Origin of the sequence: Rhizobium sp. PP-F2F-G48 (assembly GCF_004342335.1) — a bacterium.
In the GTDB taxonomy this organism is placed as follows: Bacteria; Pseudomonadota; Alphaproteobacteria; order Rhizobiales; family Rhizobiaceae; genus Ferranicluibacter.
Genome location: NZ_SLVH01000001.1, coordinates 855,757 through 876,932, shown reverse-complemented (window position 1 = coordinate 876,932; position 21,176 = coordinate 855,757). Strand labels below are relative to the sequence as shown.

At 68.0% G+C, this 21,176-nt stretch carries 15 protein-coding genes; 7 read left to right on the top strand and 8 right to left on the bottom strand.

Annotated elements, in window-relative coordinates; genetic code table 11:
* Nucleotides 1–240: 240 nt before the first annotated feature.
* Nucleotides 241–1,293, top strand: a complete 1,053-nt coding sequence (locus C8J36_RS03985) for a flagellar biosynthetic protein FliO (RefSeq protein WP_132532770.1) — start codon at nucleotides 241–243, stop codon at nucleotides 1,291–1,293.
* Nucleotides 1,294–1,458: 165 nt separating this feature from the next.
* On the opposite strand, the gene dksA is transcribed toward C8J36_RS03985, so the two are convergent.
* Nucleotides 1,459–1,878, bottom strand: coding sequence for an RNA polymerase-binding protein DksA (gene dksA / locus C8J36_RS03980; RefSeq protein ID WP_062592954.1), 420 nt, complete (start codon nucleotides 1,876–1,878; stop codon nucleotides 1,459–1,461).
* A gap of 374 nt (nucleotides 1,879–2,252) precedes the next feature.
* On the opposite strand from dksA, the gene C8J36_RS03975 reads away from it, so the two are divergent.
* From C8J36_RS03975 to C8J36_RS03965, 3 genes are all read left to right on the top strand, one after another.
* On the top strand, nucleotides 2,253–2,756 hold the full coding sequence (locus tag C8J36_RS03975) for a histidine phosphatase family protein (RefSeq protein ID WP_165914939.1): 504 nt from the start codon (nucleotides 2,253–2,255) through the stop codon (nucleotides 2,754–2,756).
* Between the two features lie 188 nt (nucleotides 2,757–2,944).
* Nucleotides 2,945–4,396 (top strand): YcjX family protein, encoded by a 1,452-nt coding sequence (locus tag C8J36_RS03970; protein WP_132533044.1) that lies wholly within the window; start codon nucleotides 2,945–2,947, stop codon nucleotides 4,394–4,396.
* Entirely contained in the window at nucleotides 4,393–5,448 is a 1,056-nt protein-coding gene (locus C8J36_RS03965) for a TIGR01620 family protein (RefSeq protein ID WP_132532766.1), read from the top strand. The genes C8J36_RS03970 and C8J36_RS03965 overlap by 4 nt, the downstream gene beginning before the upstream one ends.
* Nucleotides 5,449–5,471: 23 nt before the next feature.
* Here the strand turns inward: C8J36_RS03965 and C8J36_RS03960 are convergent, their stop codons facing one another.
* Nucleotides 5,472–6,263, bottom strand: a complete 792-nt coding sequence (locus C8J36_RS03960) for a molybdopterin-binding protein (RefSeq protein ID WP_132532764.1) — start codon at nucleotides 6,261–6,263, stop codon at nucleotides 5,472–5,474.
* Nucleotides 6,260–7,135, bottom strand: coding sequence for a cytochrome b/b6 domain-containing protein (locus tag C8J36_RS03955; protein WP_245506440.1), 876 nt, complete (start codon nucleotides 7,133–7,135; stop codon nucleotides 6,260–6,262). The genes C8J36_RS03960 and C8J36_RS03955 overlap by 4 nt, the downstream gene beginning before the upstream one ends.
* Nucleotides 7,136–7,382: 247 nt before the next feature.
* Between C8J36_RS03955 and C8J36_RS03950 the strand changes: the two genes are divergently transcribed.
* Complete coding sequence (locus tag C8J36_RS03950) at nucleotides 7,383–7,940, top strand: hypothetical protein (RefSeq protein WP_062592941.1); 558 nt, start codon at nucleotides 7,383–7,385, stop codon at nucleotides 7,938–7,940.
* Nucleotides 7,941–8,003: 63 nt separating this feature from the next.
* Here the strand turns inward: C8J36_RS03950 and folK are convergent, their stop codons facing one another.
* The 3 genes from folK to folP form a co-directional block, all read right to left on the bottom strand.
* Nucleotides 8,004–8,555, bottom strand: a complete 552-nt coding sequence (gene folK, locus C8J36_RS03945; RefSeq protein WP_132532762.1) for a 2-amino-4-hydroxy-6-hydroxymethyldihydropteridine diphosphokinase — start codon at nucleotides 8,553–8,555, stop codon at nucleotides 8,004–8,006.
* Complete coding sequence (gene folB, locus C8J36_RS03940) at nucleotides 8,552–8,926, bottom strand: dihydroneopterin aldolase (protein ID WP_132532760.1); 375 nt, start codon at nucleotides 8,924–8,926, stop codon at nucleotides 8,552–8,554. The genes folK and folB overlap by 4 nt, the downstream gene beginning before the upstream one ends.
* 65 nt (nucleotides 8,927–8,991) lie before the next feature.
* Nucleotides 8,992–9,855, bottom strand: coding sequence for a dihydropteroate synthase (folP, locus tag C8J36_RS03935; protein ID WP_132532758.1), 864 nt, complete (start codon nucleotides 9,853–9,855; stop codon nucleotides 8,992–8,994).
* 138 nt (nucleotides 9,856–9,993) lie between these two features.
* On the opposite strand from folP, the gene C8J36_RS03930 reads away from it, so the two are divergent.
* On the top strand, nucleotides 9,994–10,632 hold the full coding sequence (locus C8J36_RS03930) for a DUF922 domain-containing protein (RefSeq protein WP_132532756.1): 639 nt from the start codon (nucleotides 9,994–9,996) through the stop codon (nucleotides 10,630–10,632).
* A 466-nt stretch (nucleotides 10,633–11,098) separates the two neighbouring features.
* Here C8J36_RS03930 and C8J36_RS03925 read toward each other — a convergent pair whose 3' ends face one another.
* Nucleotides 11,099–11,419 (bottom strand): 2Fe-2S iron-sulfur cluster-binding protein, encoded by a 321-nt coding sequence (locus tag C8J36_RS03925; protein WP_132532754.1) that lies wholly within the window; start codon nucleotides 11,417–11,419, stop codon nucleotides 11,099–11,101.
* A 206-nt stretch (nucleotides 11,420–11,625) separates the two neighbouring features.
* Nucleotides 11,626–11,994: an Hpt domain-containing protein gene (locus C8J36_RS03920; RefSeq protein ID WP_132532752.1), complete on the bottom strand. Its 369-nt coding sequence runs from the start codon at nucleotides 11,992–11,994 to the stop codon at nucleotides 11,626–11,628.
* A gap of 592 nt (nucleotides 11,995–12,586) precedes the next feature.
* Between C8J36_RS03920 and C8J36_RS03915 the strand changes: the two genes are divergently transcribed.
* Nucleotides 12,587–21,148: a hypothetical protein gene (locus C8J36_RS03915; protein ID WP_165914938.1), complete on the top strand. Its 8,562-nt coding sequence runs from the start codon at nucleotides 12,587–12,589 to the stop codon at nucleotides 21,146–21,148.
* Nucleotides 21,149–21,176 lie beyond the last annotated feature (28 nt).

Genomic DNA, 21,176 nt, shown 5'->3' with positions numbered 1-21,176 from the left:
GAATGCCGTCTTCCGAGGATCGGGCCGGCCGAGACCGCGACGCGCCCGCGGCGAGAGCGCGTTTTCGACATTTGCGCGACGAAGCCGGTTTTCCGCCCGCCGATCTCTGGACGCGACCGACTGCCGCTCCATTTACCGGGACAATGCGTTCTCACGGCTTGTTTCCACCGGCAAAAAGACGTCAATTCCCATTTCGCGGCGCCGTCCCCACGCCGTCCGTTCCAGACGAGGAGAGCGAAGATGTTTGAAGATGTCGTCGGCAATAACGGCGGTCGGTTCATCATCGCTGCCGTGGCCGTGGCCGCCGGCCTGCTGCTGCTGGTGGCCGTCCTCTGGTTCATGCGCAATCGTGCATCGTCCCCCTTTATCCGCGGCGGCAAGAATCGCCTGCCGCGTCTGGCCGTGCTCGATGCCGCCGCGGTCGATACCCGCCGTCGCCTCGTTCTCGTTCGCCGCGACGATGTCGAGCACCTGATCATGATCGGCGGCCCGACCGATATCGTCATTGAAAGCCGGATCGTCGGCGCCAATCCGGGCCTGGAGCCGCCGAAGGCCGCAAACGCCGCCCTCGCCGCACCGCCCGCCAATGCCCAGATGATTGGTGCCCAGACGACCGGCGCCCAGATCGCAGCCCAGGCCGCGCCCGCAAACCTTGCCGGCCCCGCACGCACCGAGGCCTTGCCCGCACCACCCGCCCGTATCGCCCAGGAGCGGCGCCCCGAGAGCCGGGCTGAGAGCCGGGCCGAGCCGAGGCCTGACGCCCGCGCGGAAACACGACCGGCCGCACGCCCGGCCCAGCCCCCGGTCTCCAACATGGGCCAGGCGCTCTATGGCGACGACGCGGTCGCACCACGTCCGAACCCCGCCGCCCGCGTGACCGCACCGGCTCCGGCCACGCCGCCGAAGCCGTCGCCGAGACCGGCCGCGCCGGCTGCGCGCGCTGCGCCCGAGGATATCCTCGAAGCCGCCCGCGCCCGTGTTCTGCCGCAGATCCCGTCCCCGCCCCAGCCTCTTGCCCAGCCTCCTGCCCAGCCCCCCGCCCAGCCGCAAGCCTCCGCTCCAGCGGCCAAGGGCAGCCCGGCGGCAGCCGAAATCGGAAAGCGGGACGACGGTCGCGATTTCGAGCGCCTGCTGGATGCGCAGATTTCGGGAGACCTTGGCCGGATCGCATCGGAACCCGCCCCCCGCGCGCCGTCGATCGAAGCGCCCCGCCCCGCTCCACGCAAGGAGCCGACGCTGGAGGAGGAGATGAACCGGATGCTGAGCGAGATGGGCAACGAACGCAAATCGTGACGTTTCGTGCGATGTCGGGAAGACCGATGGGGCTCGCCGTGGGAGGCCCATCACGTCTGAAGGCCGGCACGCCGCGGACTTTGTCATGACCCTCCCATCACGAAAAATGGCCGCCGAAGGCGACCATTTCGAACGTTACCGGACTATGTCAGACCAGATGACCGATCATTCGTCGCGATAGACTTTCTCGCGACGCTCATGCCGCTCCTGCGCTTCGATCGACAGGGTAGCGATCGGACGGGCGTCGAGGCGGCGCAGGCCGATCGGCTCGCCGGTCTCCTCGCAATAGCCGTAGGTTCCCTCGTCGATCCGCTGCAGCGCCGAGTCGATCTTGGAGATCAGCTTGCGCTGGCGGTCGCGGGCCCGAAGCTCGATGGCGCGGTCGGTTTCCGAAGAGGCGCGGTCGGCGAGGTCGGGGTGGTTCGCGCTTTCCTCGGCAAGGTGACCGAGCGTTTCGCGCGCTTCCCGGAGAATATCGTTCTTCCAGGCGTTCAGCTTGGCCCGAAAATAGGCCCGCTGATTGGAATTCATGAATTCGTCGTCTTCGGAAAGAACGTAGGTACCAAGATCGATCTTCTCACTCAACGCGATTCTCCTGAAGAACATCTCATGCGGCGGGTCTATAGACCTATGAAGTCCGCGTTTCAAGTCTCCGCGCACGCCGCCCGCATATTTCAAACTGCTCGAAAACGAAGCTAGCGGCCTCATATTTCACCAGAATTACAAGAGCATGACAGGCACCCTCCGGTCTAGGCGGGACCGCCGCCCTACCACGCCAGGTTCGGCAGGGGTGCCGCGTACAATCGCGGCCTAAAAATCAAGCAGTGTTTTTTCCAATGTCCGCCGGACCTCCCCTGTATGGCCCGGCCGATGGTCGAGACCGGCGCTTGATCTTTCTCGACGGCCGGGAGACAAGGTCTGATCTCAGTAAGCCCGGTGGCCACCCCATGTCGTCCGCAATGTCCCAGCCTGCTCTCTTTCTCGTGCGCCATGCCCGTGCAGGCGGCCCCCGGGCGGGAGAACGGGATTTCGACCGCACGCTCGACGAGATGGGCCGGACGGACGCGGCCCGCGTCGCGGCGCTGCTGCAGGCACGGGGCTGGTCGCTCGGCCACATCGCCTGCTCGCCCGCGCGCCGCTGCCGCGAGACGGCCGAGATTTTGCTGGGCGCCACACCCTCCGCCTCCATCGCCTTCGAGGCGTCGCTCTATGACGGCGCGCTCGACGCCTATCTCGCGGTGCTGGCCGACCTCTCCGAGAGAGCCGGCACCGGCGAACCGCTGACCCTCGTCGGTCACAATCCGATCCTGGAGCAGCTGGCCTGGGAATGCCTCGGCTCGACGGTCGCCACGCGCGTGCTGCCGGCCGGCTTTCTCCCCGGCATGGTCGTCGCCATCGCCCGCAGGCCGGACGCGGCGCCGGGCGAACGGCCAAGCCATCTCGTCGAGGTCCTCAAGCCCTGAGGTCGGCCCGCCCCATGCCGCTATCCCGTGCTGCTATCCCGCGCGGCTCTCCCGCGCGGAACAAACCGGTTCATCTTTCCCTCGGGCGCGTGGCTCCCTATATCGCAACCGGGTCACCCGGCCCGAACATCCGTGGATGTCGTCGATCTCTTAGAGGGAAGCCAAGTCGCGTGTCATTTCTCACCCGCATGTCCGACGATGCGAAACTTGCTCTGGATACCCTCACGGATCGGGCCGCCGGTCTGGTCAATCCGTCCGTCCGCCTCGGCGTCACCGGCCTGTCGCGCGCAGGCAAGACCGTGTTCATCTCCTCCCTCGTCCACAACCTGCTGAACGGCGGCCGCCTGCCGGTGTTCGAGCCGGTGCGCTCGGGCCGCGTGTCGAAGATCCGGCTGGAGCCGCAGCCCGACGATGCCGTGCCGCGCTTTCAGTACGAGGATCATATCACGGCGCTGGTGCGCGACCGCATCTGGCCCGATTCGACCCGAGCCATCTCGCAGCTGCGGATCACGCTCGACTATGAAAGCGCCAGCGGCTGGAATCGCATGTTCTCGCCCGGCCGCCTGTCCATCGACATCGTCGACTATCCCGGCGAATGGCTGCTCGACCTGCCGCTCCTCTCGCAGGATTACCGCCAGTTCAGCGCCGCCACCGTCGCGCGCGCGCGCAGCGGCATCCGCCGCGAGCTGTCCGCCGAATGGCTGGCGCTCTGCGACACCGCGCCGGCCGAGGCGGATGCGGACGAGGGCCGCACCCGCGCGCTGGCCGAGGCCTTCACCCGTTATCTCCGCGCCTGCCGCACGGACGAGCGCTCGCTCTCCACCCTGCCGCCCGGGCGCTTCCTGATGCCGGGCGACCTCGAAGGCTCGCCCGCGCTCACCTTCGCACCGCTGCCCGACCTGCCCGACGGTCGCGCCGCCTCCGGTTCGCTCCATGCGATGATGGAGCGCCGCTACGAGGCCTACAAGACGCATGTGGTCAAACCCTTCTTCCGCGAACACTTCGCCCGCCTCGACCGCCAGATCGTGCTCGTGGACGCGCTCCAGGCGATCAATCGCGGGCCGGAGGCGCTGCTCGATCTGGAGAGCGCGCTGGCCGACGTCATGGGCTGCTTCCAGCCGGGCACCAATTCCTTCCTGTCGTCCTTCCTCACCCGCCGCATCGACAAGGTGCTGATCGCCGCCACCAAGGCCGATCACCTGCACCATGAAAGCCACGACCGGCTGGAGCGCATCACCGCGCGCATCGTCGCCCGCGCCATGGAGCGGATCGGCGGCAGCGGCGCCGGCGTCGAGGTCATGGCGCTCGCCTCGGTGCGCGCCACCCGCGAGGCCACCGTCAATCACGACGGCCATCCCCTACCGGTCATCGTGGGCACGCCCATTGCCGGCGAGCGCATCAATGGCGAGCTGTTCGACGGCGAGCGCAAGACGGCGATCTTCCCCGGCGACCTGCCGCGCGATCCCGACAGCCTGTTCCGCCGGATCGACGAAGAGCCCGGCCAGCCCCTGCCGGAGGTCAATTTCGTCCGTTTCCGCCCGCCGCATATCGAGGAAACGGGCGGCGGTCTCAAGCTGTCCGTTCCGCATATCCGGCTCGATCGGGCCATGCAGTTCCTGTTCGGAGACCGCCTCGCATGAGCGACCTTCCCCGCCGCCCTGCCGCCTTCACGGTCGAAGGCGAGACGACGCCAAGACCGGACCTCCGCCGCGCACCGACAAGCTTCGCCGATGGCGTCGTGCTCACGCCCGATGCGGACGACCCGTTCGCCGACACCACGCTCTCCGCGCCCGTCGTCTCGGCGCTGGAAGAGCGCCGTCCGAAGCGACGGTTTTCGCTGGCCAAGCTCGCATTCGGTGCGCTCGGCGTGCTGGTGTCGCTCGCCCTCGGCCTCTGGATCGACAGCCTCGTGCGCGATCTCTTCACGCGCAACGATGCGCTCGGCTATGTCGCCATCGCCGCTGCCACCATCGTCGTCCTCGCCGTGCTCGGCATCGTCGGCCGGGAGGTCCTCGGCCTGATGCGGCTGAATGCGGTGCAGGCGCTGAAGGACGAGGTCACAGCCGCTTTCGCGGCCACTGGCAACACGGCCGCCCGCAAGACCATGACCGACCTCGTGCACCATCTCGCCGCGCGTCCCGAAACCGCCCGCGGCCGCGAACGGCTGAAGGCGACGGAAGGCGAGATCATCGACGGTCCGCACCTGATCGAGCTCACCGAGCGCGAACTCCTGACGCCGCTCGACCGGGAAGCGCGCGCGCTGATCCTCAACGCGTCAAAACGCGTCTCCATCGTCACCGCGGTCAGTCCGCGCGCGCTGGTCGATCTCGGCTATGTCGTGTTCGAATCCGCCCGCCTCATCCGCGCCATGGCCGATCTCTATGGCGGCCGGCCGGGAACGCTGGGCCTCTTTCGCCTCATCCGGGACGTGCTGGCCCATCTCGCCGTCACCGGCTCGATCGCGGTCGGCGACAGTCTCGTCCAGCAGGTGCTCGGCCACGGCATCGCGTCCAAGCTCTCGGCCCGTCTCGGCGAAGGCGTCGTCAACGGCCTCATGACCGCCCGCATCGGCATCGCCGCCATGGACCTCTGCCGCCCCATGCCTTTCCGCGCCCTGAGGCGCCCCGGCATCGGCGACTTCATCGGCGACCTCGCACCGGGCCAGAAAAAGTCCGTGGTCGACGAGGTCTAACCGTCCGTCGGGCGTCAGGCGGCTCAGATCCCGCCATACCAGTCATAGCCGACATCTTCCCAGAACCCGCCCTTGCCGCCGCCATAGGGGACGAGCGTGGCGGCGAGTTCGATCGACTTGATGTATTTCGCCATCTTGTAGCCGAGCTGCCGCTCGACCCGCACGCGCAGCGGTGCGCCGTTCGCGACCGACAGGGCCGCGTCGTTGCAGCCATAGGCGAGAATCGTCTGCGGGTGACGGGCGTCGAGAAGGTCGATGGATTCGTAATAGGGCGTCGGTCCGCCAAGCCCGATGTCCATGGCGTCGTAGCACCGGAACACGACGTAACGGGCCTCCGGCCGCACCTTCGCCTGGTCGAGAATGGCGGCGAGCGGCACGCCGGTCCATTTGGCGATGCAGCTCCACCCCTCCACGCAGTCATGGCGGGTAATCTGGGTGCGCGCGGGCATGGCACGGATCTCGTCGAGGCCGAGATCGAGCGGCTTGTCCACAAGCCCGGTCACCGGCAATCGGTAGGTGGCGAACGCCGTCGCCTTCAGCGCGAGATAGTCGGCCCCGTTCGGATCTGTCGAGCCGTTCGGCCGCTGCCCCTGCCGGATTTCGGTGGCCGAAAATTCAGGCGCAAGCCTGTCGCCCGCCAGCAGGCGCTGGACGCGATAACTCAGGCTGTTGGCGGAGGCGAGCGTCTTGCGAACGGCGCTATCGCCCGAGAGAACGCCGTCGAGCACGTCACAACCGGAAAGCGGCACGGTCGAGGCGGCAACGCCGGCCAGCGTCAGGAAACGGCGGCGATTGGCCAGGAAGGTGCGGCTCATGATCTCGGTTCTCCAGAAGCGGCATCGGTGACAGGCACGGTGTCGCGCGTGCGGGAACGTCCGGTGATGATGGAGCGCAGCTCATTCAGCGGCCCTGCGAGCAGCACCATGAGGATGTGCACCACGAAGAACAGGACGAGGGCCAGCATGCAGGTGAAATGCAGCGTCCGCGCCGTCTGCCGCCCACCGAAGAGATCGAGCAGGACGGGCCAGGCGGCGTTCATGGTCGGCGACATCGAAAGCCCGGTGAGGATCACCAGCGGAAACAGGATGAAGAGCACGCCGCCATAGGAAAGCTTTTGCAGCACGTTGTAGCGGCCGTCATGGCGAAAGCGCAGCCGGGCATGGTCGGCGATATCGCGCGGAATGTGGCGAAGTTCCCGCCCCGATGGCAGCAGGTCACGCCGGAGCCGCCTGGTAACGAGGGCCGAGATCAGCCAGACGAGCAGCGTAATGGCGAGCACCCAGGCGAAGAAGAAGTGGACCACGCGGCCGGTGGCGAGATCCTGATAGGACGGCACGGTCGCCCAGGCGGGAAAGCCGCGATAGGCCGGCCGCTCCGCCGGCCCGCTCATGCCGAACACGCCGCTCGTGTCGAAGCTGTGCCCGAAGATGGTCGTCCTGCCCTGCGGCTGCCCGTCCGGCCCGTAGATCGCATCCATCTTCAGGACGCTGTTGTCGAAGGCAAAGCCCGACTGCGTGCCGATGTAGAGGGTGGGATGCGCGTTGAAGATCTGCAGGCCGCTCAGCAGCAGGAAGAAAAGCGCGACGGCCCAGCTCCAGTGCGTGAGGCGCGTCATGAGACCGTGCCGATAGATCAGCCGCCCTCCGCGCCGGGCGCCGGATGCCATCTCCTTAGATACAGGCGTCATCGATGATCTCCCCCGCCGCGATTCGCCTCTGCGATCTGCGGCGCATGTGAAAAAGCCGTCTTAAAATCCCGCGCGCGGACCATGGCAAGATAGGGCGACCGCGGAGGATCGAAAGCGTTGCAAATCTGCAGCGGTCCACCGGATCGTCGCCTTACGCGCGCGCCGTTCGGCCGAATGAAACGCTCCATTAACCATTCAAGTGCCAATGTCACCTCACGTTCTCGACACCGACCCTCAAGGATCGCCCATGTTCTCGCGCCCTTCTTTGATCGCGCGCGGCCCTGCCGCATGTATGGCCGCACTCACGCTTGCGGCATTCGCCGCCGTCCCTGCCCCGGCGCTCGCCGAAAGCCGCGACAAGGCCTTCTTCGAACAGGTCGCAGGCCAGTGGAAAGGCCCGGGCGAAATCGTCGCCGGCAAGTACAAGGGCACGAAGTTCACCTGCGAGCTGTCCGGCGAGCCGACGGATGCCACCGGCATCAAGCTCGACGGCTTCTGCCGCGTCGGCGTCTTCAAGCAGCCGATGTCGGCCGTCATCAGCCAGAAGGGCAACAGCTATACCGGCAAGTTCCTCGACGGCGCCGAAGGCAAGGGCCTCGACATCGTCTCGGGCAACGTGTCGAAGGACAAGATCGTCGTCGGCATCAACCGCAAGAAGCTGAACGGCGCGATGATCGCCCGCATGTCTGATCCCTCGCTCCTCAACATCACCATCTCGGTCAAGGTCGAGGAGACCATGGTCCCCGTCATCGGCGTCGCCCTGACGCGCCAGACCGACACCATGGCCGTCGGCTCGATCCGCTAGCATGTCCAGCCGAAGCGGGATCGCTTCGGCGTCGGACAACGCGTCAGAAACAAAGATCGATCATCAAACGCCCCCGCTGACCTCCCCGGCCCGGTCGCGCCACCACACCGCGCGACCGTCGGCGATCTCGATGCCCGCGGCATCGGCGTCACCCGCCCAGGCCGCGACGCTTCGCCCGCCCACGACATGGTCCGGCAGGATGTCGGCCAGCGGAAGAAGCACGAAGCCGCGCTCCGTCATCCGCGGATGCGGCAAGGTAAGCTCCGCGGTTTGCATCGTGATCGTATCGTAGGTCAGCACGTCGAGATCGATCGTGCGCGGCCCCCAGCGCTCCAGCCGCTGCCGCTTCATCGCCTTTTCCACATCGAGGCAGGCGTCCAGCAGCGCCAGCGGTTCGAGCGTCGTCTGCACCACCGCACAGGCATTGAAGAACCAGTCCTGGTCGGTCTTGCCCCAGGGCGGCGTGCGGTAGAGGCCGGAAACGGCAAGAACCGTCACGTCGGGATGCGCATCGAGCCGCGCGAGCGCCTGCGCGATGGCGGCTGCCGCGTCGCCGATATTGCCGCCAAGCCCGATCGCCGCCTGGTGCCATCTGCCGTCGTCGATCGCGCTCATGATCTGGCGACATGCTCGACGGTGACGGCGACATAGTCGAGCACGCCGGGCACGGGTGCGTTCGGCTTGCGGATGGTGATCTTCGCCCGATGGATCTGCGGCCAGCGCGAACAGAGCATCTCGGCGATTTCCAGTGCCAGCGCCTCGATGAGGTAGCGACGGCGGCCGGTGATCATCTTCTCGAGTTCGGCGAAGGCGATGCCGTAATGCACCGTGTCCTCGATCCGGTCCTCGCGCAAGGCCGACCCCTGTTCCACCACCAGTTCCGCATCGACGAAAAAGCGCTGCCCGAGAAACTCCTCTTCGTCGTGAACGCCATGCCGCGCGAAGAAGGCGCAGTTCTTGAGCGTGATCGTGTAGGTCGGCGTCATCACAGGGTCTCCTGCCGAGTGTCGCAGCCACGGCGTGACGCCGGCCGCTCGGAACGTTGAAGGCGTCAGGGTCGTGCCGCCAGGATAGCATCGGCGACCAGCAGGGCATCCCTGTTGAAAGCGACATCATGGACGCGAAATATCGCCCCCCCGGCAAGACGCGCCGCCGTCGTGGTCGCCGCCGTCGCGACATCGCGCGCATCCGCCTCCCGTCCGGTGGCCGCGCCGAGGAAGCGCTTGCGCGACGTGCCGATCAGCAGCCTGTGGCCGAGCCCGTGCAGCGCATCCAGCCGCGCCATCAGCGCCCAGTTCTCGGACGCGTCCTTGGCGAAGCCGAAGCCCGGATCGAGCACGATCGCATCCGCCCCGATCCCGGCATCCGCGGCGATCTCCAGCGACCGGCCGAAGAACTGTTTCTGATCCGCGATCACGTCGCCGGCTTTCTCGCGCCCCCGCCCGGTATGCATGATGCAGACGCCAGCCCGCGCTGTCGCCACGACCCCGGCGATCTCGGGCTCGCGCTGCAGTCCGTGCACGTCGTTGACGATATGGGCGCCGGCAGCGAGCGCCAGCCGCGCCGTCTCCGCGCGATAGGTGTCGATCGAGATCAACGCCTCCGTCTCCCGCGCCAGGCGCTCGATGACGGGGAGGACGCGATCCTGTTCCTGCGCGGCAGACACGGCGTCCGCCCCCGGCCGGGTCGACTCGCCGCCGATGTCGAGAATGACAGCGCCGTTCTCCAGGCACGCCAGAGCATGCGCGAAGGCCTTGTCGACACCGAGAAAAGCGCCGCCATCCGAAAACGAGTCGGGCGTCACGTTGACGATCGCCATGAGCACGCCGCGCGGACCGAGCGTCAGGCTGCGTCCATGACCGAGCGACCATTCGAAGGCGGAGAAAGGGTCGGCGGCGTGAAGGGGTTCAACCATGACGGATCTCGGCGAAAAGGGCCGACCTTGTGGGGCAGCCGCGCTAACCTTGTTTCAAGGCGGCGGGCATTTCCAGTTGCGCTTGCCCAGCCTATGCCCCAAGCTTTGGACGACATCAACCGTCGAGACAGCATATCCATGAACACGGCCCGCAAATACCTCCTCGTTCCGCTGGCCGCTCTCGCGATCCTCACGCAACCGCTCGCCGTCGGTGCGGAGACGGTGATGAACAAGACGATCACCTATTTCTCGGTCGGCGGTCGCACCGCGGCCGAACTCGATGCGGCCTTGTCGTCGCAGGGCCCGCAAATGCGCGAGACCGGCGCCCGCCACCCCGGCGCGACGCGCATAAAATTCGGGGGAACCGTGAGCTATGTCCGCCGCGGACGCCTCTGCGCCGTCGGCAGCGCCCGTGTGACGCTCAATACGCGGCTGATCCTGCCGCGGTGGACCAACCGCAACAAGGCCGGGCGTGACCTCGCCCTCGTCTGGGACACGCTGTCGAGCGACATCAAGCGCCACGAGGAACGCCACGCGGAGATTGCCCGCAACCACGCGCGCGACATGGAAAAGGCGCTCCTCTCCCTGCCGGCAGAGGCCGATTGCGAGCGGATGCAGGCCCGCGTCGCCCGCATCAGCGAAGACGCGATCGCCGCGCACGACAAGGACCAGGCCGCCTTCGACCGCCGCGAAGCCGTCAATTTCGACCAGCGCATGGTGCGCCTCCTCCAGTATCGCCTGGAGCGCCTGAAAAAGGGCGGAACCGAGCTTCGCTAGGCAATGTCGCCCGGTTCGGGACGGCGTCTGACGCGCCGATGCGACGGCAGACGGCCTTCGCGCGCTAGCGCCGCGTGCCGCAATAACTCATTGGTGATTTCTAGCGATAGTGCGTCCGGTAAAGTTCGGCTATAGTCTCATTATCGCAAGCGAAGAATAGACGAAGCTTAAAAGCTCTGAGACTGCAGACACGCAGTGAAGCGGTCATGCTCTCGACGCGAAGACGATGACGATATTGCAGGAGCGGCAGGATGCCGGATCGCGTGGCGACCGGAAATGCTTTGCCCTGCCCCGGTGTTCTCCTGGCGTATCCTGTTGCCGCAGATGATCCCTCCCTCATCCTGCGTGCGATGCGCCCTCCTGCCCCGCTTGTCCCTGTGACAGGCGGGGCTTTTTTTGGCGCGAACGCCAAGGGCGAATCGGGCCCTGCATACGATCAGGCCGCCAGTAACTATGCCTGAGGTAACTAAGCCTGACGTTCGGGCACATGCACGACGAGACCGTCGAGCGCGTCGCTCATCTTGATCTGACAGCTCAGCCGCGAGGTCGGACGGACGTCGTAGGCAAAATCCAGCATGTCCTCTTCCATCGCTTCCGGCGCGCCGACGGCCGCCGTCCAGGCCTCGTCGACATAGACATGACAGGTGGCGCAGGCGCAGGCGCCGCCGCATTCGGCCTCGATGCCGGGCACGGAGTTCCGGACGGCGTTTTCCATCACGGTCGATCCCGTCTGGACCTCCAGTTCGTGGCGGGTGCCGTCGAAGGCGATGATGCTGAGTTTTGTCATGATGGCGCGGTCTCGAATGCTGGATGCGCGGGACCGCCGGTGCCGACGGGCACGACGCCCGCAAAAGGGGGTGCCCGTTTTTCTCACATTGTTTCATGCGGGTCGTCAAGAAAACAGGTCGACAGGCCTGCTTTCCGGAGACGTGTGTCGCGCGCGATCCCGGACCGACACGGCTGGCCGGCAGGCCGGTCGCCGTTGGCTCTAATCTATCGGCAAAGCTTCAGGATGAAGATCTCGGTGTCGAGAACGGCCGAAGACAGGGCGGCGAGCGTTTCCGCGTCGTTCGGCTGGTTCTCGGCGGAAGCCGCGACGTCGGCCACCGTAAAGGCGCCGACGGCAAGCGCTGCGCCCCGCAGGCGGTGTGCGGCGGCCTTGCGGACCTGCGTGTCCTCGATCATCAGTTCCTTGACGATCTGGCGCGACTGGCGCGCGAAGATCTGCAGCACTTCGAGTTCCAGCGCCTTGTCGCCCATCGTCTGGGTGGCGAGATGCACGAGGTCGATCGGGCGACCGCGGGAGTGGAGATGGCCCAGTGCCGTTTCGGGACTGTCGAAGGCGATATTGAGGGCGGCCATGCACGGTGTTCCTTGTTCTGTTGTCATCGCTGCCGGCACGTTGCGGGACACCCCACGGGCTCGGAATCCGTGACGCGGATGTCAGCGACAGGTCGGAATGTGCGCGGGCTCTGAACCCTTGCGCATCCGGCCTGCAGCCGCGTCGTCGTCTCCTGTGGATTTCACAGCAGCGAGGCTGCTATCAGATGAAAACGGGGCGCAATCAGGGCACCTTTCGTCAAGTATGGTTAACAGAGGAAAACATCCGGCATTGCAGGGGGTTTGGCGCCGTGCGGGCCGCATTTTCGTTAAGAACTTGTTAGCATTTTAACGAATGGCCGGGGGCGTTAATTGTAAGACTACCCCGGATGTGTCACTACGATACGTTACAGGATACCGGTTTCCCCTGGGGGCCGGCATCCGTCCGGGAGGCTCTTCCCATGGCTGTGCGACCATGGGAAAAGCATTGCCGGTCGCGGTATGAAATTGGTGCGGTCATTGTATTGCGTGCATCCAATGCGCAGGAACTGTCCTCACCCCCGATCCGGCATCGCCGGCAGCCTTGCGGCTGCGCGATGTCGAGACGGAAAGTTCGGTAACGAGGCGTATCTGCATGGCGACGAACAAGAGCAACGAGTCGATCGACGACAAGGCCTTCCAAGCGCTCGAAGACGCTTTGAGGATCGACTTCGACGAACTGAAGTCCGCCCTCAACGAAACGCCGCCCGAGGCGGGCCGCGCCGCGCCGAAGGCGCAGGCCGCCGCACCCTCCCCGTCCCGCCCGGCAGGGCCCGCACGGCCGGCCCAGCCCGCTGCTGCATCGAACGCCGCCGGCCAGAAGCCCGCGGCCGCGTCGCGGGCCGACCAGCCCACCGACGATCCGCTCGCCACGCCGCGCAGCCTTGCGCCGGAATCCGTGCCCGCTGCGCCGGGCGCGAAATCGCCCACCTTCGTGCCGGCCAATGACGACAGCCGCCGCTCCGCCCCGGCCATGCTCCGCTCGCTCGAAACCCGCTCCGGCCGGGCCGCGATGCGCGGCGCCGCCATCCTGTCGCTGGTCTGGATCGTCGCCGGTCTCGGCATCGCCAATCTTCTCTATGGCCCGGAAATCTGGCAGATCCGCTCGCTGGCCGCACTGGCGGCCCTGCCCGGCGCCATCGTCGCCGCCATCTTCATCGTCCTCCCGGTCATGCTGTTCTTCGCCTTCGGCGTGATGATGGCCCGTGCGCAGGAGATGCGGAACGCCGCGCGGTCGATGACCGAGGTCGCGCTCCGCCTCGCCGAGCCGGAAACCACCGCATCCGACCGTATCATGACCGTCGGTCAGGCCGTTCGTCGCGAAGTGTCGGCCATGAACGAGGGCATCGAGCGGACGATCGCCCGCGCGACCGAGCTCGAAACGCTGGTCCATTCGGAAGTCAACGCGCTCGAGCGCAGCTACAGCGACAACGAACTGCGGGTCCGCACGCTCGTGCAGGAACTCGGCCTCGAGCGCGAGGCGATCGTCGGCCATGCCGAGCGCATCCGCTCCTCGATCACCGGCGTCCATGCCCAGCTGCGCGACGACCTGACGCATGCGAGCGAAGACCTGCAGACGCGCCTCGCCATCTCCGGCGAAGCGGCCGCGTCCCTCATCGAAACCCGCGCCGCCGCGCTCATGGAAAAGTCGCAGGCCGCGTCGCAGTCGATCAGCACGCTTCTCAGCGCACGCACCGAAGCCCTCGTCAGCGGCCTGACCACGGCCGGTGCGGAGATCACCGACGAGTTCGACACCCGTCTGGAAGCGTTGAACCACACGCTGATCAAGCGCGGCCAGCAGCTTCTCGGACAGTTCGAGACGCGCGCCTCCACGCTCGACAGCAGCACCGAAAAGCTGAACGCCGCGCTGAACGAGCGCGCCCGCCAGCTGAACGAAACGCTGATCGCCCGGACGCGCGACCTCAACGAGAGCCTCGTCATCGGCCAGCAGGCGATCACCGGCGGCCTCGACGACATTCTTCACACGCTGAACGGCGCCCTCGACGAGAAGGGCGCGAGCTTCCGCCAGAACCTGAAGACTGCGGCCGACGACGCCATCATGGACCTCGACCTGCGCTCCGGCTTCTTCGAGGAGAAGCTGCAGGGCACAGTCGGCCGATTGGCGACCACCTTCGACGGCCGCTTCCAGGAATTCGCCACCGCCTTCGACCGCCGCGCGAACCTTCTGGACGCCAAGATGGCCGACAGCCTGACGCGCATCGACACGACCGTGGCCGGCGGGTCCGACACGCTCGGCCGACTGCTGGACGACGGCCTCGACAAGTTCCATTCCGCCATCAGCGACCAGTCGCTCGCCATCGCCACGACCCTCGGCACCTCGCAGGCCCTCCTGGAGGAAAGCATCTCCGCCCGGACCGGCGAGATGGACGGCGTCATCGGCCAGGCGCATGAGCGGATCGACGGCGTTCTCGCGGCCCGCTCGGGCTCGCTGATGAGCGCGCTGACCGCCGCGCAGGAGCGGATCGAAACCGGCTTTGCCGAACGCGCCGGCAGCCTCGAGACGGCGCTCGGCTCCACCCAGGCCCGCCTTGCGGAAACCCTCGACAGCCGCACCGGCGCGCTGATCGACGGCCTCGGAGCCTCCGAGGCCCGGATCGGCACGCTCCTGGCCGAGCGGACGGGCGCCGTCACCACGGCGCTGGACACCACCGAACGGCGCCTGTCGGACGCCTTCGACAGCCGCAGCGAGCGCCTCCTCGGCGCTCTCGACACGGCCCGTGGGAACATCGAACAGGCCTTCGCGACCCGCAGCGACGACGTCACCGCCGCGATCGGCAGTGCCGAACAGCGCCTTCAGGAAACGCTCGACACCCGCGCCCGCGGCCTGCTGGAAGGCCTCGACGCCGCACAGGGCCGCATCGAGGGCTCGCTGACCGCGCGCGCCGACGACCTGGCCAGCACGATCGCCAGCAGCCACCAGCGCCTGGACGACACGCTGTCGGACCGCACGCTCGAACTCTCGGTCATGCTGGCCGCGAGCACCGAAGCGCTCGACGGCGCGCTGGAAGGCAATGCCGAACGGATCGACGGCATCATGGCCGCCCGTGCGGCCACCATCACCGCAACGCTGTCGGACAATGCGTCGCGGATCGAAACCCTGATGAGCGACCGCGCCGGCGCGCTGGACGCGACCCTCTCGACGGCCGCCCGCACCATCGAAGGCGCCTTTGCCGGCACGGCGGAGCGCATCGACGACATCATCAGCGAACGCACCATGACCCTCTCGGGCGTGCTCGCAAGCTCGACCGCGGCGCTCGAAGGCACCGCCGAACAGATCGACACCATGCTGACCGAGCGCACGCTCGAACTCTCGGGCGTCCTCGCCGGCTCGACCGCCGGCATGGAGAGCCTGTTCGAGGGCACCACGGAGCAGATCGACACGCTGCTGTCTCAGGGCACCGCGACCCTCTCGGAAAAACTGTCGGGCGCAACGCGCATCATCGACACCACTTTTGCCGGAACCGCCGATCGCATCGACGAGGTCATGGCGGAGCGCACGACGCGTCTGGCTGGCGTTCTCGCGGGCTCGACGGCCGCCATCGAAGGCACGAGCGAGCAGATGGAGCAGATGCTGCTGCGCGGCAATAGCACCCTCAACACGACGCTCACCGACGCCACGCGCGCCCTCGACAACACGTTTGCCGGCAAGGCCGAGCGTATCGACGAGATCCTGACCGAGCGCACCATGACGCTCTCGGGCGTGCTCGCCTCCTCCACGGCCGGCATCGAGAGCGCCGTCGAGGGCACCGCCGAGCAGATCGACCTCGTGCTGAGCCGCGGCACGAATACCCTGACGGGCGCCCTCTCGAACGCCACACGCACGCTGGACGCCACGTTCTCGGGCACCGCCGAGCGCATCGACGACATCCTCATCGAACGCACCATGACGCTCTCCGGCGTGCTGGCCTCCTCCACCGCCGGTATCGAAAGTGCCGTCGAGGGTGCGGCGGGCGAGTTCGACCGGGTCCTCTCGCAGAACACCGAAAGCCTCGCCGGCAAGCTCGCCGAGGCCACGCGGACGCTCGACCGGACGTTCGACGGCACGGCCGAACGCATCGAAGACATCATGGCGGAGCGGACCATGTCGCTCTCGGGCGTGCTGGCCTCGTCCACTGCCGGCATCGAAAGTGCCGTCGAAGGCACGGCCGAGCAGATCGACCGCGTGCTGAGCCGCGGCACGACGACCCTGACCGGCTCCCTGTCGGAAGCGACGCGCGCCCTCGACGCCACCTTCACGGGCACCGCCGAGCGCATCGACGACATCCTGATCGAGCGCACCATGACGCTCTCGGGCGTGCTCGCCTCCTCCACGGCCGGCATCGAAGGCGTAATCGAAGGAACCGCCGAACAGCTCGACACGCTGCTGGCCCGCGGCACCACGGGCCTGTCGGAAAAGCTCGCCGGCGCAACCACCTTGCTGGATGGCACGCTCGCCGGCTCCGCCGAGCGCATCGACGCGGTTCTCGCGGCCCGCGCCCGCGAACTCGCCGCCACCACCACCGCCATCGAGGCTGCGGTCGAGGGCAATGCCGACGACATCAATGCCGTCCTCGTCCGCGGCGCCGGCAACATCAAGAGCACGCTTTCGGAAGCGACGCGTCATCTGGACAAGACCGTTTCCGGCACATCCGACCGTCTGGACGCGATCCTCGCAGACCGCACCGCCGCCTTCACCGACGTCCTCGGCGGCTCGACCGCCGCCATCGAGAACGCGATCGACGGCACCACCGAACGCCTGGACTTCCTGCTGGCCACCAGCGCGTCCAGCATCAGCGACATGCTGAACGATGCGACCGGTGGGATCGAGGCGCGCACCGCCGCCCTCTCCGGCTCGCTCACCGGCGCCACCGATCGCATCGAACGCGCGCTCGACGGCACCACCGCGCGCCTCGGCACCATGATCGATCAGCACGCCCGCGCCCTGGACGAGACGCTGACCGGCCAGACCGCCGCCATCGACAACCGCCTTGCCGAGCGCACGGAAGACCTGTCGCGCATCCTCGTCGGCCGCGCCGCCGAAATGGGCGACACGCTGACGACGCGCGTCGAGGACATCGCCGACCAGCTCGCCTTGCGCGCGACGACCATCTCCGAGACGATGACCGACCGGATCGCCGAGATCGACCGCGATCTGACGAACCGCACCGCCAACATCGCAGACGACATGACCGGCCGCGTCAACGCCATCGCCGGCACCATGACCGGCGCGAGCGGCGAAATCGCCGGCGCCCTGTCCGCCCATGCCGCCGAGCTGGCGGCCGCCATCGACACCCGCGCCGGCGCGATCGAACAGACCCTGTCGGCCCGCGCCGCCAGCCTCGACCAGACGCTGTCCACCACGGACGATCGCCTGCGCGTCACGCTCGACACCCGCATCGCGGCCCTCAACAGCGCGGTCGCCGATGGCTCGAACCAGCTTGCCGACATGCTGAACGATCAGGCGGCCACGATCGCCACCACGATCGCCGCCAGCGCCGGCATGCTCGAAATGACGCTGGAGGAGCGCCAGGAGGCCTTCGCCCGCACGATCGACCAGAGCGCCGAAGCGCTCGACGGCCGCCTGCGCGACAGCACCAGCCGCGTCGCCACGCGCCTGAGCGACACCACGGCCGAACTCGCCCGCGCGGCCGACGGCCTGACCGAGCGGATGGACAGCTCCATCACCGGCATCAACACCCGCTTCGACGAAACCGGCGCCCGCATTGAGGCGAGCCTCGGCCAGCTCGAGACCCGCATCCGCGACAGCGTCGGAAATGTCGATGCGCTGGTGGACGAAGCCGGCAACCGCATCGCCGGCACCTTGTCGGAGCGCGTCTCCGAACTCGACCAGGCGAGCCGCACCGCCGCCGAGCGCATCTCCGGCAGCCTTGCCGGCCGCACCGAGGAAATCGCCCGCATCAGCAGCGAAGCGGCCAGCCGCATCGCCGAGACGCTCGCCGCGCGCACCGGCGAACTCGATCGGATCAGCAGCGAAGCCGCAACGCGGATCGAGACGACGATCGAGCGCGGCACGGGCCGTATCGAAGAGCGCCTCGGCACCATGGATCGCGCGCTGACCGTCGGCCTCGACAATGTCAGCCGCACGATCGAAGGCAAGGCCGCCCATCTCGTCGGCAGCCTGCGCAGCGCCGTCTCCGACACCACCCAGGATATCGACGCCGAGGCCGTCCGCTCGTCCGACGTGCTCGCCAAGGTCGGCGGCGATTTCGCCGAAGCCATGGCCGCGCGCCAGGCCGATTTCCAGAATGCCATCGAACGCACGGCCGCCACGGCCGCCATGCGCAGCGCCGAGCTCGCCCGCAGCGTCGGGGAAGCCGCCGACGCGACGCTCGTGCGCGCCTCGGCAACGCAGGACCGCATCGCCGAGCAGGGCAACGCCCTGCAGCGCGATCTCTCCGACGTCGAAAAGGCGCTCGAAGCCCGCGGCGAGGCGATCCGCACCACGCTCGACGAGCGGACGCGCGATCTCAATTCCATGCTCTCGGGCCGCACCAGCGAACTGTCGCGCCTCATCGAGGACCAGGCCCGCCCGGTGCTGGACTCCTACGTCGCCGCCGGTCGCGATGCCGCCGACCGACTGACCACCGCCGCCCGCGACGGCGCGGAGCGCCTGCGCGCCGAGAACGATGCTCTCGTGACGGCCCTCTCCGCCCGCACCGGCGAGCAGCTCGGCGCCATCTCGCAGCGTGCCGAGGAAACGGCCCGCGCGATCCAGATGGTCGAGAACCGCCTGCAATCGACCGCGGAAGCGCTGATCGAACGCCTTTCGGCCAGCAATGCCGCCATTGCCGATGTCGTTGGCGAAGCCACCAGCACCTTCGGCGCCATGGACGAGCGTCTGAACGCCACGGGCGACCGTTTCTCGGAAACCGCCGAGCGGACCTCCGACATGCTTTCGGCCTCGACCCGCCTTCTCGAAGGCAAGGCCGACCGTCTGGTCTCGGTCTCGTCCAACACGCTGTCGCAGGTCGGCAGCCTCGTCGGCCGGTTCGAGGATCACTCCCGGATGCTCGGCCAGGCCTCCGATCTCCTGGCCGCCGCGCAGTCCAACCTCGCCGGCACGCTGGAGGAACGCCAGGAAGCCCTGCGCACCCTCTCCGTCGGCCTCGTCAGCCGCTCGGAAGACATCGAGCGCACCATGCGCGCGCTCGAAGGTTTTGTGGAAGGCTCGTTCCAGCGCGCCGAGGATCGCTCGAACCAGATCGCCGGCAACCTGCGCAACGGCATCCAGGCCTCGTTCAACGATGTCGGCCGCATCCTCACCGATGCCGAAGAGCGCACCCAGACGGCGGCACTCGCCATGCGCGACGCGCTGGCCCAGGCCGGCGAAGATGCCGGTCAGTCGGTGGACGCGCTGCTCGCCCGCACGCAGGAACGGTCCGGCCAGGTCGCCGGCACGCTGCGCGACGGTGTCCGCGCGGCCGCCTCCGACGTCGATCGCACGCTGACCGACGCAGAGAACCGCACCCGCACGGCAGGCGATGCCATGCGCGAGGCGATCGCCGCGGCGACGGACGCCGCCGGTGCCTCCGTCGATCGCACCTTCGCCCGCGCCGAAGAGCGCTCCAGCGACGTCGCGGCCCGCCTGCGCGGCAGCGTCGGCGCCTCGCTGTCGGACATCGACGGTCTGCTCGACGAAACGGGCAAGCGGTCCGACGCATTGTCGGAAAACATGCGCGAGCAGATCCGCCAGTCCGTGGACGAAGCGATCGGCCGCTTTGCCGGCGCAACGGATGAAATCCGCCGGTCCGGCGAGGAAATCCGTCGCGAACTCGACATGACCCGCGCCGAATTGAAGCGCGGCGCCTTCGACCTGCCGGAAGAAGCCAAGGAAAATGCGGCCGTCATGCGCCGCGCGGTGTCGGAACAGATCAAGGCGCTGCAGGAACTGTCCGACATCGTCGGGCGCTCCTCCAGCCAGCTCGAAATCGGCGAACCGACACCGTATCGCGGCCGGGCGACAAGCCAGCAGGCACCCGCCCAGCCGGTGTATGCACAGGCCCAGCCGGCCTATGCCCCGCCGCTCTACGCCCAGCCGCAGCCGACCCAGACGGCCGTCGCACAGACGTCGCAGGTCAATCCCTACGCGGCCTATCCGACGACCCCCTCGACGCTGCTCGGCGCCCGCACGGCGGAGGCCGCACCGGCGCGCACGGTTGCCACGACGCAAGCCCCCGTCCTGCCGCAGCGCCACCCGGCGCCGGTACCGGCATCCGGTTCCGCACCGTCGGCCCAGCCGCGTCCCGCACCGACGGAGCGGCCCCAGGCGACGGAACAGCGCGCCGAGGTCCAGCCGTCAGCCGGCCGGACCCCGCAGGACCGGCAGCCGGCCGCACCGGCTCGGCCTATCCCGGCCCCAGCCCCGGCCCCGGCCCCGGCCGCCTCTGCCCAGCCGCGCCCGGTTCCGGCACAGCCCGTCCAAACCCCGGCGCCCACACAGGCTGCCACCGCCCGTCCTCAGGCGGAGCCGCGCCAGTCCGCAATGCCATCGCCGGAAGCCCCCCGCGCGCCGCGCACTCTGCAGGAGCCTGCGGCCCAGCCACGGTCCTCCGCGCCGGCCGAAACGCCGCTGCGCGGCAGCGTCGGCCTGTCCGACCGCTCGCCGCTCCGCCCGGCGTCATCCGCAGAGGATGACATGCGCGAAGGCGGCTCGGGCTGGATGCGCGATCTCCTGCGCGGTGCCTCCCGCGAGGAGGAGCCCCAGCAGATCGCTCCAGCACGGCTGCGGCCGGAAGCGGCACCTGCCCCGGCCCCGCAGGGCCAGCGCAGCACCGACAGCCGCAATCCGCGCCACGTGATGGAATCGCTGAACTCGCTCTCGGTCGATATCGCCCGCGCGATCGATCACGACGCCTCGGTCGATCTCTGGCGCCGCTACCAGCGTGGCGAGCGCGACGTGTTCACGCGCCGCCTCTACACGCTGAAGGGCCAGCAGACGTTCGACGAGATCCAGCGGAAATACGACCGCGAACCGGAATTCCGCACGGCCGTCGATCGCTACATCGCCGATTTCGAGAAACTGCTGGCCGACGTCGCCCGCAACGACCGCGACCGCGTCATCACCCAGACCTACCTGACCTCCGACACGGGCAAGGTCTACACCATGCTCGCCCACGCCGCCGGTCGCTTCAGCTGACGCCTGCCAGCCGATCGCCTGCGCCCTT